The organism is Mycobacterium sp. Aquia_216 (assembly GCF_026723865.1).
In the GTDB taxonomy this organism is placed as follows: Bacteria; Actinomycetota; Actinomycetes; order Mycobacteriales; family Mycobacteriaceae; genus Mycobacterium.
Map to the genome: position 1 here is coordinate 1 of NZ_CP113530.1, position 16,292 is coordinate 16,292.

The window sequence follows — 16,292 nt, forward strand, 5'->3', positions numbered from 1 at the left end:
GTCGTCGGGTCGGCTGATCATGATGTTTGTGGGCTTGACATCGCGGTGAAGCAGCCCGCGGTGATGCGCGTGATCTAACGCCTCGGCCGCCCCGCTGACCGCCGCCAGGAGCTCGGCGACCGAGAGCCCGGCGCCCGCGCGGTCGGCGAGCAGCGCGCCCAGGTCGGGGCCGTTGACGTAATCCATCGCGATCCACAGCTGGCCGTCGAATTTGCCGCGGTCGTGTACTGCCACGATATGGGGATGCCACAGCCCCGAGGCCCGATCGGCCTCACGATTGAAGCGCTGCTCAAACCCGACGTCGCCGGATAGATCGGCGCGCAAGACCTTGAGCGCTTCGAGGCGGGGTAGCCGCGGATGGCGGGCCAAATACACCTCGCCCCTGTCACCGCCGCCGAGCCGGTGCAGCACTGTGTAGCCGGCGAACGGGACCTCCTGGCTCAGCGGCATCGCGGTGCACCTTCCTTTTCTCGCCTGTGGCCTTGGTTATCGGTGGGCGGACGGGGCGCTGTACGTCGGGGGGTCGTGCGTGAGATCGACTGTCCCAGCGGCGTTGTAGGTCACGGTGTAGGTGGGGGTCGCCGGGGTGTGGCCGTTATAGACGACGGTTCCAGACACGGCGACGACCATCGTGGTGGGGTCCAGCGAGAACTGTGCTTTGGAAAAGTCGCCGGGGCCGATGACCGACACGGTGGTGTCACCGGTGCTTAAGGCGTTGCACTCTGATGGTGGGGCGACCCCCTGGTAGCAGTAATGCTCCCAGTTGTCCACGGCAGTCCGGGCGGCCTGCACACCGGTGGGGTTGAGTGTCACCACCGGTTGGATGTTGGGGTGGGCGGTATTTCCCGTCAACGCGTTGAGCAGGACCGGCGGCGTTGGGGCGGTGATGTCGACGAAGCGGTTTGACGACGACACTGCCAGTGCGCCAGGGAAAACCGGGACCGGAGAGGTGCCGTCGGTCGCGACGCCGAGCAGTGCCACCGCTTTGAGGGCGGCGTTGGTCACTCCCGGTGTGCCAATATCGACCGGCACGGTGGCGGTGTCGAGCTTCCAGTCGTTACCGTTGCGGCGCACGGGGATACGGGCTTGGGACAGTGTCGGGCCGAAATTGGCCGACAGCATCACGTACTGCACGGTGTTGGGGTCATCGCCGGGTGCCGACGGGGCCGAGGTGACCGTGATGTCGGTGATCGGGGCCGCCGCCAGCTGGGTGTGCAGGGCGTCGGCGGTGACCCACTGGGCTGTGGTCGGGGCGCTGGCGCTCAGCGCCAACGCCGCAGTGGCGTCCCCGCGGGCCAGCGCCTCCAGATAGCGCTGGGCGGCTTGCAGTGCAGCGGCTTTGGGCTGGGTGGCATTCGGTGCCGGTGGGTTGTTGCTGTGGTGGGGGACCACGACATAGAAGGCCAGGGCCGCGGCGGCGATCGCGGCCCCGGCGGCCGCGGCGATGCGTCGTTCTCGCCGGCGGCGCGTTGCTTTAGCAGCCTTGCCGCCCGCCGGCGGGGGAGGCTGCGGCGGCCATCCTGGGTTGGCCGGGGCTCGGGCCGCTGTCGGTTCACCGGGTGCGGGCAATGCGGCCTGAGGCCCGCGCCGATCAGGTGGTGTGGCCCATTCGGGCTGGCCGGTGGAGCCGGGCCCGGTCGGTGGCAACGGGTGGGCGCCCGGTAGGCGGTGGGCCAGCTCGAGGTGATGGGTCAGGGCGGCCGCGAAGTCGGCGCACCGCGCGAAGCGGTGGTGAGGATCTTTGGCCAGCGCCCGGCCGAAGACCGCGTCGGTGACGGCCAGATCGGGGCGTAGAGCGCCAAGCAGAGGTGGCGGCGCGGTCAGGTGCGCGCTGATCACGGCCACCGCGGGGAGGTTTGAATACATCTTGGCGCCGGTCAACAGGTAGTAGGCCGTCGCTGCCAGTGAGTATTGGTCCGCGCGGCCATCGATGGGTGCGCCCATCAGTTGCTCGGGAGCGCTGTAGTTGACGGTGCCCAAGGCCATGTTGGTGACCGTCAGACCAGAGGTGTCGTCGATCGGTCGGGCGATCCCGAAGTCGGTCAACAGGATTCGGGGCGCCGTGCTGTCCTCGGGCTGGCTGATCATGATGTTGGCCGGTTTGACGTCGCGGTGCAGCAGGCCGCGGTGATGGGCGTGGTCGAGCGCGTCAGCGACGGCGCGGATCACGGCCAGCACCAACTGGGGAGGCATCCCCGCGGGATAGTGGGCGCCGACCAGCGCGGCGAGGTCGGTGCCCTCGACATAGTCCATGGTGATCCAGAGCTGGCCGTCGGCCTCACCGCGGTCATGGACCCCGACGATGTGGGGATGCCACAAGCCCGCCGCCAGTTCGGCCTCACGGTTGAATCGGAGCTGAAAACCGGGGTCAGAGGACAGGTCTGCGCGCAGTACCTTGAGGGCTTCCAAGCGCGGGAAGCGCGGATGGCGGGCCAAATACACTTCGCCCATGCCCCCGCTGCCGAGCTGGCGCACGATGGTGTACCCGGCGAATTGGGCGCCCTCGGTCAACGCCATGACCGAGCCCCGTGGTCCTGGCCGTTCCTGCCATGCCGAGACGGGTCGACGACGGCCGCAAGTCGTGCCGGGGGTGGCTCGGAGTCGCCCGCACAGCCGCAGGCTTTAACGTCAAACCCTGTGTAGAGGAACGCCTTTCGTCTCAGCATGGGGTTGATCGGGTGGTCAGCGGCGCGACCTCACCGGTGATCGGCGAACGGTTGCTGCGGGGGTCGGGGATCGCCCTCGGATGGCTTCGGGCGCTGGACAGGGTCGCGGGGACCCCACCAGCCGGCGCCAGGCCGGGGTAGGTCAGCGGCGCGATCCCTGTCATCAGTCGCCTTTCCTGCTCGGGGCCGTCGTCGTGAGGCCTGGGGACATGGTGGGGCATAACTCTTGACAGACGCAATAGTGCGCGCCGGCCGGCGACAACGCGGTCAGCGGGGCCCAGCAGCCGCGCATCTATGGCCGTGACGTGCCTCGATTGCAGCGCGGAGGCCTGGCGTTGCGCCGGCGCAGCGGGGGCTATCCGGTCGCGGGCCGAGACTCAGCGAGCGCACGCTGCATGTCGTCGACGCTGACCTTCAGGACAGCAGGGTCAGCCCGCACCAGCTGGTCGAGGTCTTGCGGGTTGGGCGCAAGCCGGTGCAACCGGCGGGCCCGTTCCCGCCGGCACGCCACCGCCACTTTGCGGGCATAACGCCCGTTGCCGGCGACGTCGAGCATGGTGCCGCTTTCGTACGGACGTGAACGCAGCTCGGTTGCTTCCGTGCGCAGCATCTCCCACGCGTCGTCCTCGACAGCGAGGCGCTCTTTGCCGGCCAAGTGGCGGCCGATCGCCACGATCTCGTCGGGGGTATAGCTGTTGAACGTCAGGGTGAAATGGAATCGCCCGGCCAGGCCGGCATTGGCCTTGAGGAAGTCCTGCATCTCCTTGGGATATCCCGCGACGATTACCACCAATTCGTCGCGGTAGTCCTCCATGTATTTCAGCAGCGTGTTGATGGCGTCGACGCCAAAGGAGTGCCCCTCGGTCTTCGGGACGAGCCGGTAGGCCTCGTCGATGAACAGCACACCGCCACGCGCCTCCTCACAGACCTCCTTCATCTTGGCCGCGGTCTGCGAGACATAGCCGATCACGATGTCTTCTTCCGTCACCTCTTTGACGTCGGGACGCGCGATCTTGCCGAGCCCAAAGAGCACTTCGCCGACCACCCGCGCGAAGGTCGTCTTGGCGGTGCCTGGGGGGCCGAGAAACACCATGTGGTTCTCGTTGCTGGTGGCGCCGCCCTCGCCCTGTTCGGCGAGTAGTTGGTCAATCTGAATCTCGGTGCGCCACACCGCTATTTGCTCTTTGGCCTCGTCGAGACCGATCAGTTCGTCGACGCGGGCCTGGGCGCGGCTCAAGACGTCTTGGCGCTCGCTGGCCAACGCCGCCGCCGCACGCGCGTCGCGGCTGGTTTCAGTTTGGGGGTCCCATTTATCGGTTCGCGTCGCGATCGTTTCGGCGTCGGTCGTGACGATGCGGTAGTCAGGCTCCTCGAGGGCTTTGCGTGCTTGCGGGATCACCGCGCCGTCGATGGTGGCGCTACGGAATGCTTCGTTGGCCGCCTCGAATTCGCCCAGTTCACGCAGGCACCACCCTTTGGTGAGGGCCAAATCCGCGGCGATGTAAGCATTTTGCGTAGTAGTCTGGCTGATAAGGTCGGCCGCTGCCTGCGCTTGTCCCAGCGAGGCTAACGCCATGGCCCGCAGTGTTTGCACCGCGGCCAGTACATCGGTGGGAACGTAGGTCGCGTTAGCTGGCGGGCACACCTCGGTAATGGCGCACAGATCAGGCCATCGCTGGGTGGCGTGATACGCGGTGGCGGTGAGGAACTGTCTCCACAGCGCAGTTTGACTATCGGTGGCCAGCTCGGCGTCGTTGAGAACCGTCATCGCCTGCTCGAACTCGCCGGCGCCGATCAGCGCGCTGGCGAAGGCCAGCGCGATCGTGCCTCGCGACCAGACCTGCAACTGCAGATACAGCGGCGCGGGTACCACGGCCTGCAGCGCGCCGTCTTGCTGGCCGATGCGGCGCGTTTCCCGGTAGAGGGCTCGGGAGTTGAGATAGGCCCCGGCTAACGCGTCGCGACTGTGATCGCCGCAGGCCAGCCGACCCAGCCACGCGTCGGTCATCGCCGGGTTTTGGTCGGTGATCGCGGTAAACGCCTGCTGGGCTGAGCGCGGATCTCCCGAGCTGAACCGGTTGATCGCCTCGTCGAAGGCGCGGCGTTGTTCGGTGGGTGAGGTCGTTGTCATCGGAGTCCCCACTCGGCCACTTGTTCTGTGCTCACCGCTCCCCCTCCACAGCTGTCATCGTAAACGCTCCTGCACCCCGACCTTCTGCGCTTTGTGCGTCAGCGGCCGGTGATCGGTGCGACCGACCCTGCGGGGGGCTCGTCGTCCGGTGGCGGCGGGGCGGTGAAGTCCTCAGGTGGCGGTGCCGGCGGAAGCGGCACGTCCCCCGAGGTGTGATCGACATAGGCCGACAGCGGTGGTGTGCTCTCCCATCCGGCGTTCGGCGCAACTTCTGCGATCGAGCCAGGTTCGGCGGTGGCCCCCCAGTGCGGGTCGAGGACCGCTTGCCCGGGGGCGCTGGTCGGGCCGGCGGCGCGGCCGCGGGTCTGTGGTTGAGGGCGGCGGCGCGGGTCCAGGCCCGCACCGGCCTTGGCGATCAGCTCCTCGACCAGCCCGCCCGCCGCCGCCGCGGTCGCGGCGGCGATGGCAGGGTGCGCGGCGGCGGCCGCCGCGGGCGCCGACGTCGCAGGGACTGCGGATGCCTGCCCGGAGTCCCCGTCATCGCTTTGTGCTGCCGCGGGTACCGGGGAGAATCCGTCTTGCGGCTGGCCCAGCACCTCTTGGGGATCGGCGCTCGAGGACTGCTCGTCGAGCTGCTCCCAGGGCGTTTTCCCCTTACCGTGCAGGCCTCGCAGGCCGCCCAATGCGGCCGACCCCGCCCCTTTCATCCCGGCGTGCATCGCCAGCCCCATCGCCACGTCACTGGCCCGGCCAAGCACGCCGCGACCCGGATGTTGTCCTTCCAGGTCGGCGCGGATATGGCGGAGCAGATACAGCGCCGCCATCGATCCCCCACCCATGATCAACACATGCGCGAAAGGATTGGTGCCGCCCAATTCAGCGGGCAGCGGACGGGAGATGAGCCGTTCGATCGCCAGTCCCATCACGCTGACGAAGGTCACGAACACCATTACTTCGATGGGGTGCTTGAAGAATCGCCACACCGTGGCCTTCGCGTGCTCTTGGGCTGCTCCGGAGATTCCGCCGGCGAACACGCTGGGCAACAGCTTAGCGGTGGTGTACATCGCTTTGAGTGACACCTTGAACACCGAGGCTCCTGAGGAGATCATGAACCAGCCGAACAATACCGCACTGAGAACCAAGATCGCCCCGCTGAATGTGTTTGTGGCATCCAGGTTTTGGGCGTAATGCACGGCAGGCAGATCACCGCAGCGGGCCATGGCCTTGATCGGCCCGTCGGAGATACCCTGCTGCAGCGCCGTGGAGTACTGTCCTGCGCATCCCGGCTTCGAGTCAACGACATGGCCAAAGTTGAAGACCTCCAACGGTTCTCGCACGACATGCGTAATGAGGCTCGATGTCAGAGTGTCGACCTGGCCGGTGAAACCTCCGCCGCCGATCGCACCGTTATGCGTGACTGCCTCGGCGGTACTAAAGCCCATGCTGCGGCCAAACGCCAACATGCCGTCGTGCCCGTACATCATGCCTGCGGGGTCGGAGAACACGGTGATGGCCAACGCTGGCATCATGATCGCCAGCAGGACCATCGTCCACCCGCGGCCGGCTTCGCCCCGGCGTATTGCAAGCACCCCGAGGAATACCCCCAGCGGGACGGTGATGGCGACCAGGCCCCACCGGGTGGTGACGGTGATGACCGCGGTGGTGATCGCGCGGGCGATTTCGCCGAATACCGTCAGCCAGTAGGTCGAGACGGTCAACTTCATCACCCACAGCGACAAGGCGATGATGCCGACGAACAGCCCTGCTTCCGCGGTCAAGATGGTCGACGCTGCGAAACCGGTCGACATGACCTCGAACGCGTGCATCACCCACGGCCACCACGAGCCGGGGTCGTAGACCTGGGCGTCGGGGCCGCCCTGGCTGAGCTGATCGGGAAGGCTGGCCAACGACAGATAGAAGTCGCCGATCGGAACCCCGTAGGTGCAATGCAGGCCGGTCCAATTCAGCACCGCGGCGTTGGTTGATGCGCTCGCTTGTGGTGCCAGCGTCACGGCCATTGTGAACAGCAGTTGCAGCAGTGCACTCACCTTCAGCGGCCGTGCCATTCGGGGGTGGCGCAGCAGCCAGTATCGTGCGCGCGCTAGCACGCGTTGATCCTTTGGCGCTGCCGCTTGCGGTGCGGGTTGGTGTCGTAGAGCTCGGCGAGCTCGCGAGTCGGCGCACTGAACAACTTCACTTTGCCCCAGCCGCCGAACTCATCGAGATGCCACGCCTCGCCTTCGCGGCCGGGAATGACCTTGCCGTGCCGGCTGTCGATCGAATCGTCGCCGTAATTGGGCATCGCCGAGGGACTGGTGTTGGTCACGTAGTCACTGCGCAGCTGCGGGTGACGATCCAGGTCACGGTTGCACCACAGCAGCGTGTCCTCGGCGATGGTCGCATCTTTGAAGCCCAGGCACAGCCGTTGCTCGATGTATTCGTCTTCAAGTACTCCGAAATCATTCCTGGGTGACTGGCTGATCCCCAAGAACAGCGTCCAGGCCTTACGGCCTTGGCGAATCACGTTATTCGCACAACGCTGCCCGCCGGGAGAATGCGTCCATGCCGCGCACTCCTCGACGACAAGGATGTCGGGCTCGGTGTCGCGGGAGAAGAACAGTGACTCCGCCAGATCGGCAGCCATGCCGTAAAGGGCTTGGGCGGCGCGCTGACTCGGGGTGGTCTGGTGGTGCAGATGGGCCTGGTACTCCTCGGTGACCGTCGGCAGCTTCAGGCCGCCGAAGTTCCAGATCACCAGTTGCTTCGACAGATCGGGCAGCAGCAGATCCTCGTCGAACATGGGCGCCAAGAGCCGCTCGGCGCGCAGTCCTTCCAGGGCGATGAGGAGGTCGTCGTCGACGCTGACCCGATCGGGTCTGCTGCGATCGGCCAGAACGCCGATGAGCCGATTGAGCGATCCGATGCCGTCGGCCTGACGCGTGGCCGGGGCCAGCAGCGCTTTGAGGCGCGATGCCTGAGGACTCAACGGCGCGAATCCCATTTGCGGTAGCAAATGATCTACAGTGCGTTCTGCGGCATACTCGAAAGGAAAAATACGCAGCCCGTCGAGACTAAATTTCGGATTCTTCGGGTCGATGACAACCTTTTTGTCGTCATCGAATGTGGATAATGCTGTTTGGTGTTCACGAGCCTCGGTGGGGTCGATCAGATGTACGCCGACACCCAATTCCAGCCACGATCGCACGAGATTCTTAGCGCACTGCGACTTCCCGCGCCCCGGAGAGCCGCCAATGACCAGGTTGCCCGGGTTGTCCCGCCCGGGGGCGCCGACCAGGTCGTTGAGAACGATCTCGCGCAGCCCCGGACTGGTTATGGTCTCCCCCAGTGGGACGCCGACGTTATTGCCTAAGCTGGTGGCCAGTAGCGGCACAAACTTTGCGAAAGCGTTGGTAGTGGACGGGTTTCGGATTTCGTGCAGGCCCGCGCTGGTTTCGGTCCCCGGATTAAGGGCGCGCCACAACGTGGGCTGGCTGCCGCGCCGGCGTTTGAGCTCGAGGCGTTGGGTGCGGTAGCGGCGGATCACCTCCGAGATCGCGGTGTCGGCGGCGCCGGCGTCGGCGGCCGCGGCGATCACCATGACCGCGGCGTTGACGCCCCGTTCAGCGCTGCCCTGCTTGAGGGCAGAGGCCAGCTGCCTACCAGAGACCAGTTTGCGCAGCAGCTCGTCATCGCTGTCGGCGTGGCGGCCGCGTTGGCGTGCTTGGTCTTTGATGTTGGTGATGACGTTATGTGCGGTCGCCACGGCGACTTCAGCAGTGTCGAAGGTGAAATGAATCGTCCAGTCCAGCGTGATGGCCGGTGTGGTCACGTCATCGAGCACCTTGAAGATCGTCGAGCGTGGCCAGCGCAGCCCCCCGTCGGGCCATTTCTCCAATCCGACGATGGCCTGATACGAGTCGGCAACGCCGTCGTCCTCGTGTCGATGCGTGCGCAGAAAGATCTCCGCCTCGGTGCGCGCGGCACGCCATCGCCGCTGACGAAGCGCGGCGGCGGACGGGTCTTTCCACACTGGTGTAAACGCTGACCCCGGGAGTCGGGCCTCGGGGTTATAGGGCTGATTGGGGATCGGCTTTTGCCACGTGTGGCGGCTAGCGGTGTAATTCCAGTGCCACCAGATCTGTTCCACGCTCACCGGTTTCGCGAACAGTGCTGGCGGCAGCTTGGCGACCATCGTGGCGGCGAGTGCGCGGTACTGGGCCAAGGCGGCGGCACTGTCTTTGTCGCGGCCGATGATGGAGTCGAGGCGGCGCTGCCATCCGCCTGCCGCGGTCGCCCCGGACAGGCCGTAGTCCAGGGGAAGGCTCAGCCAATAGATCCGGCGCCGCGAGTGGCGGGCGTGTAGCGCTGGTGCCCAGCGCTGGCAGTGTTGCACCCATGCTTCGGCATGCTCGGGCATCGCGGTGGCGTCAACGACATTGTCTGGGTGGAGATCTGGGTGGGCGAAGATCATGCGCCGGGTGATGTTGCGTGTGGCCACCGGTGCTGTCAGGCCGCTGAGCAGCGCGCCGGAGGGCAGTCCCCGCAGCAACTCGGCGTGCACGTCGGCGACGAGGTCCTGGGACTCCTTGGGCAAAAAGATGAACGGCAGCCCCGATACCAGGTATTCGGCGTAGACGCCGCTGTGGGTGAAACGTAGGTTACCGACCGCCTCTACGGGCGCGTCTCCGGTTGTGATAGTCATTGCGGCGCACCGTTGTTCGGAGCACCCAGGTCGTGTGAACACGTCATGTGAGGGCGCAGGTCGGCGACCCAGAACTGCATTCGGGTACGCAGGGAGGGCCGCGTCGCCGGGAGCTTGGACAGCGCCCAGATCGCAGCGGCGGTCAGCGCGGCGCCCACGGCCCCGATGATCAACGCGTTGCCGCTTTGCAGGTTCAGCGTCATCAGCGAGGCGGTGGCCACAAAACCCACCAGCAGCGCGGTGGTGTCAGGAAGCCGCCATTTTTCCTTGAACGGCAGCCGGAATCCGTCGCCGGAGTCTCCCAGGTATATCGGCAGATCACGTTGGTCCGACCACACTTTGGCCGGGGACTCGTCAGTCATCACTGCCCGTACGGGTTAGGGACGTTGACGTGGTTGGTCACCCCGTGGCTTTGGAACTCATGAGTGATCAGCGCCGCGATACCCGCGGACAAGAAGATAGTCACCGACAAACCGATCACCAAGAACTGGTGGGTCATGCCCGCGCCGGCGCCTTCTTTGCCCGCTTTGCCCAACGTCGACACGGTCCCCACCACGAGTGCGACCCCGGCGAGAAGGCCTTCGAGCATATAGGCCATGGACGTTCCGGACGTGAACAGTCCTTCGGCTAGAAATTGTGTATGTGTCGCGTCCACGATGATCTCCTTGTCTCATTAATTGTGGGTCGAGGTGGCTGGCGTCGGGTCGCTGTTATTACTCACCTGCGGTATTGAGTCTATGCTCGTCACCATCCAGGTCCCGCCGTTATTTTCGACGGTCAGCGGAAACGTAAAATTGATCGTGGCAAATTGCGAGGTTTGTGCAATGACCCGCGCCCGGACATGAATACGGGTCCCGGGTGTCGGCGCATCAGCGACCTCGGTGGCGGTGTCGGCGTTCTTGATCACCGCGCTTTGATAACCGCCGATCGGTTTGATCCACGAGTCAGCAACGACGTAGCGGTCCAGGCCGCTGGTGGCGGTCAGGTAGGTGGTAATGAAGCCGCTCACCACGGGATACACGGGGCTACTCGGGCTCAAGGGGTGGTCGTAGCCCTGCTTCACATCGGCGCCCGGGCCGGGGCTACTCATCGGCACCGGCCAGTCCATTGCGCGGGGTTGATAGTGCCAAACCGAGACGGGCACACCGTAAAACGCGCTCGTCGCCTCGGCTGATGCGTAGGAACGTTGCTGCACGACCACGACAACCCCGTAGAGGTCAACATCGCCGGCCGAGCCGCCCGGCACCACCGACCACACCTTGGGCGTGTTGATCACCGCCGGCGGCGGCGGCGCCGACTGGCTTGCCGCCGGCGCTGCCTCAGGTTCAGACAGGGTGATAAAGCGTTGCAGCGCTGAGCGTTTGGAGCTCGGCGTGGTCAACACAGCGGCCACGAAATCCGCGGCGAAGGCACCCGCGGCGTCACGCTGATTGCCGGCACGGTTGGCGATCGCCGCGACATCGCTGGTATCAGGATGCGATGCGCTGAAAAAGACCTTCACCGAGGCGGCGAACCCGAACACCGCAAAGAGGGTCACCACGGCGATCGCAGCCTGGCGCAGACGACCGCGGCCGCGGCGGATGCGGTGTTGCCAGGTCCTCGACATCGTGAGGGTGCTCATGACAGCTACTCCTTCTAGTTGGGCGAGTGACCGAAGAACTGCAGTTGACTCATCGCGAAGGTGGCATCAACAGGGCTACTGGGGGCGCCGGCGGGATCAGCGGGCGGGGGCGCCGCGGGGTCACCCCCAGGTGCTCCCATGAGGGAATCCACCAGTCCGTTGGGCGGTTGCTCGCTCGGGGCGCCTGCGGGCCCAGATGCAGGCGACGTCGGCAGCGGGTTGGCCGGCGGTCGATCGGTGTGCAGGATGATCACATCCACTCTCGAGACCAGGACCTTGCGGGGCAACGTCACCGACACCGGACCATGGACACTGTGGGTGTCGACGGGCAATGGATCGGTGACGAGTTCATTGCCGTTGAAGAAGTTGAACTGCACGTTGGTGACAACCCGGTGTTGCAGCCATTCATCCTTGCCCCCTTGGGTTTTCGCTACCCACCCCGGGGTCACCGATAGTGAATTGAGCATGTAGCTACATGCGGAGTTCGGGCGCGACGGGTCGCAGACGAACTGTACGTGCAGCACCTGGCCATCGAGCCGGCTCTCCTGTGGTCCGCGACCACACACCCACGCCGAATCGGTTGCTGCGTCGGTCAAAGCCACCGGAGAACGCGCGGCGAGCTGGTCACCCGCCCCACCGTCCGGGGTGCAGCTAGTGCTCCACGGGGTAAACGGCACAGCCTGGTCCTGTTGTGGCACAGCCACATTGGTCGTTGGTGCGGCGGCGACCGCAGCGATGGTGGCGCGGTGCTGGGGTGGGGACACCGGAGCGGGGCCACCGCCGAACCCGACGAACGCCACCACGATCAGCACCGCGGCCACCGCCGCACCGCAGCCCAGCCACACAGCGGTTCGTTTGGCCCCCCGATTGACGTCGGGCTCGGCCTGCTCGCCCACCGCAGCCGACCCGTCGAGGTCGTGCGGGGCGGGCGCGTCGCCGTCCTGCAGCATCACCACGCGCTCGGCACCGTTGTCCGGGCTGGCCACAGCGCCGTCGACGTCACCGGATCGCTGACTGTCGCTGCGCTCGGCCTGGGGCCCCAGCTGATCGGTGACGGTCAGTATCGGCCCGTCTTCGAGCAGTTGCTCGAGCATCCAGTCTTGTGTCGACGCGCTCCCCTCCGCCATCACGAACCCCCATCGCTGATCACGTCACCGTCAATAACCGGATGCCGCTGCGGGTCTCCGTGGGCGTCCCCCCAGACCGGGACGAGTACCCAGCCCGCGGGGTGCGTGGGGATCGCCTGCCGTACGGGTGCCGGCCGGCGCACGGCGATGGCCGATGCCGCCGGCCGCGCCGCCGGCGGCGCAACGACCTTGCGGGCGCGACGATCACGCAGTCGCACCAGCACGACAACGCCCAACGCGACAACGAGCAACGGCCAAATCCTGGCGACCACCTGGACCAGGGCGAGCATCGTGGCCACCGTGCCCAGAAAACCCATGCAGAGGAACGCGATCAGTATTCTCATGGCGCAAACCTAGCTATCGGATGTGACAGAAATCCGGGTCCGGAATCTGATGACGGATATGGTGCATGGGGTGCGGTAGGGTGCGGGATATGACCGCTCCAGCTGACGGGATTGACCGGCTCATTTACTTCGTCGAGGCCCGGCTCACTCAGCTCAAGCTGTCGAAGCAGGAGGTGGCCTCGCGCGGCGGGCCCGGGGTCGACACCCTCGTCAAGGCCCGTCGCCGCAAAACCCAAAAGGCCCAAAACACCCCGGCTGTCGGCACTTTGCTGCGTTTGGACGCCACCTTGGGGTGGCAGCCCGGCTCGGCGGCGGTCGTGCTGCTCGGGGGCTATCCGATGAGCCTGACCCCCCGCCCTAACCGGGCTGGCCTTCGCGAGAAGAAAAACCCGCTTCGGCCTATCAGCGAAGACGAGATTGCGGCGGGTCTGGTGGCTCAACTTCGTGATGAGCTCGGCCGGCTCGAAGAGGACCGTGTCGCCGTCGAGCGGCGCATCGACCTCGTGCGCCGTGTCCTCGTTACGTTGGTTCCCGACGACGAGTTGGCCGCCTGGCACGGCGCGACCACGTCGATTCCCGGCGCCAGCTCTGCCTGAATTACTCATCACCGTCACGGTCGTGTCCGTTCGCCTGGCTCGTGCAATGGCCAGGTGTCGACCAGCCCTGGCCCGGTCATGTCGTAAGCCCCCAAAATGGCGGCCGCGTCCTCGGCCGTGATCGGCCTTTTGACCGGCGTCAGTGGCCACCACTGGTCAGACCCATCCACGGCCAGCCAGCCTTCGGCGATGCCGTAGATGCCGGCCACCGTGGGAATCATGACGAGCTGCAAACACAGCCACGGCAAGATCGCCACTTGGCCGAAGGAGCCTGCGGGGTCATAGACGAGCTGCGAAATCAGCAGCGTCAGTGCGCCCAACGCCGCCCCACCCCACAGCATCGCGGCGACCGGGAAGCCGCGCAGTGTGTGCGGGATGAGGCTGACCAGCACCGCCTTCAACACCCATCCTGCTCCCCACCCGATCGGCACCACGACGGCGGCTGCGACCACGAAGGCCACTTCGGCGTGCGCGGCGCGCGATTTGGTTGCCCGCATCCACAGCGGATCGATCCGGGTGTCGTCGTGCGGATCGGGCACCGCCGACGTGCGAATGCGCTGCCGCTTGCGCACGATCCGTCCCAGCTTCTCGGCGCGGCGGCGCTGAATCGTCGACCACCCTTGGTGGTAGGCGATCCACTCTCGCCGGACGTCATCGAAGCGATCCGGAGGCAGGTCAACAGCCATATATCGAGCCTAAAGCGCCCAAAGAGGCTCTCCTGCACTAATTTCTTGACCGCCCAACCGCGCTGCTGAGGGGCTCACGAAGACAGGTCAGGCTCGGCCGACTGCTGGGACTGAGGCCCGGCACCGAGCTGGCAGTTCATACCCGCACCGTGTGATGTCCGCTGCAGGCGGTGCGGGCGGCGCGTGTCCGGTCTGCGTGACGTGCGAGGGCCAGCAGCATGGTTGCCACTGCTGGACAAGACGCAGCTGAACACGGCTGACAGACAACGCGTTACGTTCGCCGTTGCAGACGCCGACGCGATTGTTTGTGGACTTTATCGACCGGAATATTGGCGCCCAACAGCGGCGCGATCTGCAACGATCACTTACTAAGTGGACGCTAAAGCTTTTTTATGGCAGCGGATTTGAGGGCGTGCCGCATCTCATTTCTGTTGTCGCGTGGCACGCTGCGGCCATGCGCTGAGGTAAGCCGTCTCGCGTCTTGTCACCCGGTCTCGTGTGTCAACTTCGTGCTCGTTTCTTCGTCGCAAGATCTGCTGCCGCATAGCTACGGCGCAGGTCGAGGCAGTCTATACGTCACTGCGATAGGCTAGACGACACGAAAGTGCGACTAGGAAAACGGTTTTGAGGCTCTACAGGGCGGCGGCGGCGGGCGGCACGCAGCTCGTCAAGATAGTGGATGAATTCCTCCCAGTCCATCAGCTCGACCCGCTCTCCTGGGGCCCCTCTGGGGATGATTCTCGCTTCTCTTACATTGCGGGGCAGCAACTCTGCGGGCTCCAGCGCATTTCCGAATTGGCGGCTGGTGTTCTTGTTGTCCGAGTTGTGATCGTAGCTTTGGTGACTACGCGTTGCTTTGCCTGCCCAGAATGCGGCCGACTCCATGATATCGCGCTCGTGCGAGCCGTACATGATCATTGCCGCGGGCGTCACATCTCGGATCGCTTTGCCCTGCAGTGGCCCGTAAATCGCGTCGAGCTGCGAACCAGACTGTGCAGCAAAGCAAATCGAACACCCCAGGCCACGTGACTCGGCCAGATACTGGGGAAGCCGCGGGATCGGCGTGTTGGTGATCTCGTCAAGGAACAACCCGATGCGGTGAAATTCCTCCCACTGCGCTACTTTCATGCGTTGCCGGTTGATCAGCTGATCCATCAACACAATTGCCTGCGCCGCGACTGTTCCATCGGCCGGTGTCAACAGGAACAGCGTGGCATCGGGGACATCGAAGAACGACAAGTCCAGCGGCGAGAAATTGCGGTCACGTTCGGTCGTGAGCAGCCACGCGGTGAGGACCTTCGTTACGGTCATCTTCACCGAATCCCGCTGTTTAGGTTCCATTTCCAGCACCGCGCGCACCCGCGCCATGAACAACGCGTCGTCGGTCCATGCCGCTGCCGACGCCCAGCCGGGTTTCCACGACATCTGGAACGGACCTAAGAGATTTTCGATCTCGACATTTTCCGATGCCGCGAGAGTCCACTCCATGCCCTGTCTGGTCGCCGCAGGGCTCGCGGCGTACAACAGGCAGACCAGAGGAGCCAGTGCTAACTGATCCCACGGACCGGGATCGGACCCTTGCCGGAATGCGCTACCGGACAAGGCGATCGCCGAGGTGCTCAGCAGGCTCTGCGCGGTCGCTATTGCGTCGTTGAGGTTGGTGATGAGCGCTGTGGGGTCGAAACGGTACGGCGTATATTCTTTGGGATAGTAGGGCGCGCTGATGGGACGCAAATCCAACAGCGCTGTCGGCCCGGAGCGGCGCGAAGCCACCATCTGCATCAAGTCGTCTTTGCTGGACGACACAAACGCTGGGCCGGGCCACAACACGGCCGACTGGGCCAGCCAGCGGCGTGTCTTACCGGTTCCCGGCGGTGCGAATCCCCCCACATGGGGTGCGGTTTCCAAGGGAACCAGCCGGCCTTGCGCGTCTCGGGTCCAGCCGGCGAAGGGGGTCACCGGCGGCCGAAACCCATCAGTGCTGCTCGACAGTGCCATGGCTCAGCGCTTCGGTGGCTGCGGAGGCATTGAGGGCATGCAGATCGGTGCTAGGGCGGGCCGTGGAACCCTGCGCGTGCCCAAGCAAGTCTCACACAGCCGATCGTCATCATGGCCGCGGCAGTCCGGGCACGGCATCACACACTGCGCGCAGTAGTCTTCGCCATCCCAGGCCGCAGGGCCGCTGCTGTCGGGTCTGACGACGTTGAGCCAGCTACGCACTGTGGCATCGCCCACTGCCGTCAGGGCAGCGCATCGCCTACACGACAACGTGTGCGCCGGCTGGCGTGGCGGTTCAGGTCGATGGGCGCCCGAAGGGCGATGCAGATCCTCGGAAATGGTCACAGCCAGGCTGATTTGGTCGCGGGTATATAGCCATCCCACAGGCTCAACCCACGTCCGCGGCACGAGCTGCATAATC

At 65.4% G+C, this 16,292-nt stretch carries 12 protein-coding genes and 2 pseudogenes; 1 reads left to right on the forward strand and 13 read right to left on the reverse strand.

What is annotated here, in order from left to right; translation table 11 throughout:
- Positions 1 to 3: 3 nt before the first annotated feature.
- The 11 genes and pseudogenes from OK015_RS29395 to OK015_RS28535 form a co-directional block, all read right to left on the reverse strand.
- Positions 4 to 450, reverse strand: a pseudogene (locus OK015_RS29395) (serine/threonine-protein kinase); the annotation flags it as partial.
- Between the two features lie 1,230 nt (positions 451 to 1,680).
- A pseudogene (locus OK015_RS29400) lies at positions 1,681 to 2,517 on the reverse strand (serine/threonine-protein kinase); the annotation flags it as partial.
- 142 nt (positions 2,518 to 2,659) lie between these two features.
- A complete protein-coding gene (locus OK015_RS28495; protein ID WP_268133306.1) occupies positions 2,660 to 2,830 on the reverse strand; it encodes a hypothetical protein in 171 nt (56 codons plus the stop codon).
- Between the two features lie 191 nt (positions 2,831 to 3,021).
- Positions 3,022 to 4,797, reverse strand: coding sequence for an AAA family ATPase (locus tag OK015_RS28500; RefSeq protein WP_268133307.1), 1,776 nt, complete (start codon positions 4,795 to 4,797; stop codon positions 3,022 to 3,024).
- A gap of 98 nt (positions 4,798 to 4,895) precedes the next feature.
- Positions 4,896 to 6,905 (reverse strand): hypothetical protein, encoded by a 2,010-nt coding sequence (locus tag OK015_RS28505; RefSeq protein ID WP_268133309.1) that lies wholly within the window; start codon positions 6,903 to 6,905, stop codon positions 4,896 to 4,898.
- A complete protein-coding gene (locus tag OK015_RS28510) occupies positions 6,899 to 9,499 on the reverse strand; it encodes an ATP-binding protein (RefSeq protein ID WP_268133311.1) in 2,601 nt (866 codons plus the stop codon). The genes OK015_RS28505 and OK015_RS28510 overlap by 7 nt, the downstream gene beginning before the upstream one ends.
- Entirely contained in the window at positions 9,496 to 9,861 is a 366-nt protein-coding gene (locus OK015_RS28515) for a hypothetical protein (RefSeq protein ID WP_268133313.1), read from the reverse strand. The genes OK015_RS28510 and OK015_RS28515 overlap by 4 nt, the downstream gene beginning before the upstream one ends.
- On the reverse strand, positions 9,861 to 10,154 hold the full coding sequence (locus tag OK015_RS28520; protein WP_268133315.1) for a hypothetical protein: 294 nt from the start codon (positions 10,152 to 10,154) through the stop codon (positions 9,861 to 9,863). The genes OK015_RS28515 and OK015_RS28520 overlap by 1 nt, the downstream gene beginning before the upstream one ends.
- An 18-nt stretch (positions 10,155 to 10,172) precedes the next feature.
- Positions 10,173 to 11,120, reverse strand: coding sequence for a conjugal transfer protein (locus OK015_RS28525; RefSeq protein WP_268133317.1), 948 nt, complete (start codon positions 11,118 to 11,120; stop codon positions 10,173 to 10,175).
- Positions 11,121 to 11,134: 14 nt separating this feature from the next.
- Positions 11,135 to 12,247, reverse strand: a complete 1,113-nt coding sequence (locus OK015_RS28530; RefSeq protein ID WP_268133318.1) for a hypothetical protein — start codon at positions 12,245 to 12,247, stop codon at positions 11,135 to 11,137.
- A complete protein-coding gene (locus OK015_RS28535; RefSeq protein ID WP_268133320.1) occupies positions 12,247 to 12,591 on the reverse strand; it encodes a hypothetical protein in 345 nt (114 codons plus the stop codon). Before OK015_RS28535 ends, OK015_RS28530 begins: the two co-directional genes overlap by 1 nt.
- Positions 12,592 to 12,680: 89 nt before the next feature.
- On the opposite strand from OK015_RS28535, the gene OK015_RS28540 reads away from it, so the two are divergent.
- Positions 12,681 to 13,187: a hypothetical protein gene (locus OK015_RS28540; RefSeq protein WP_268133322.1), complete on the forward strand. Its 507-nt coding sequence runs from the start codon at positions 12,681 to 12,683 to the stop codon at positions 13,185 to 13,187.
- 14 nt (positions 13,188 to 13,201) lie between these two features.
- On the opposite strand, the gene OK015_RS28545 is transcribed toward OK015_RS28540, so the two are convergent.
- Positions 13,202 to 13,873 (reverse strand): hypothetical protein, encoded by a 672-nt coding sequence (locus OK015_RS28545; protein ID WP_268133324.1) that lies wholly within the window; start codon positions 13,871 to 13,873, stop codon positions 13,202 to 13,204.
- 576 nt (positions 13,874 to 14,449) lie between these two features.
- Positions 14,450 to 15,871, reverse strand: coding sequence for a type IV secretory system conjugative DNA transfer family protein (locus OK015_RS28550; protein WP_268133326.1), 1,422 nt, complete (start codon positions 15,869 to 15,871; stop codon positions 14,450 to 14,452).
- Between the last annotated feature and the right edge of the window lie 421 nt (positions 15,872 to 16,292).

Excerpts from the sequence above, each read along its gene's own strand:
- OK015_RS28515 (WP_268133313.1), bottom strand. The coding sequence starts at position 9,861 with ATGACTGACGAGTCCCCGGCCAAAGTGTGGTCGGACCAACGTGATCTG.
- OK015_RS28500 (WP_268133307.1), bottom strand. The coding sequence starts at position 4,797 with ATGACAACGACCTCACCCACCGAACAACGCCGCGCCTTCGACGAGGCG.
- OK015_RS28530 (WP_268133318.1), bottom strand. The coding sequence starts at position 12,247 with ATGGCGGAGGGGAGCGCGTCGACACAAGACTGGATGCTCGAGCAACTG.
- OK015_RS28510 (WP_268133311.1), bottom strand. The coding sequence starts at position 9,499 with ATGACTATCACAACCGGAGACGCGCCCGTAGAGGCGGTCGGTAACCTA.
- OK015_RS28525 (WP_268133317.1), bottom strand. The coding sequence starts at position 11,120 with ATGAGCACCCTCACGATGTCGAGGACCTGGCAACACCGCATCCGCCGC.
- OK015_RS28545 (WP_268133324.1), bottom strand. The coding sequence starts at position 13,873 with ATGGCTGTTGACCTGCCTCCGGATCGCTTCGATGACGTCCGGCGAGAG.
- OK015_RS28495 (WP_268133306.1), bottom strand. The coding sequence starts at position 2,830 with ATGACAGGGATCGCGCCGCTGACCTACCCCGGCCTGGCGCCGGCTGGT.
- OK015_RS28540 (WP_268133322.1), top strand. The coding sequence starts at position 12,681 with ATGACCGCTCCAGCTGACGGGATTGACCGGCTCATTTACTTCGTCGAG.
- OK015_RS28535 (WP_268133320.1), bottom strand. The coding sequence starts at position 12,591 with ATGAGAATACTGATCGCGTTCCTCTGCATGGGTTTTCTGGGCACGGTG.
- OK015_RS28550 (WP_268133326.1), bottom strand. The coding sequence starts at position 15,871 with ATGGCACTGTCGAGCAGCACTGATGGGTTTCGGCCGCCGGTGACCCCC.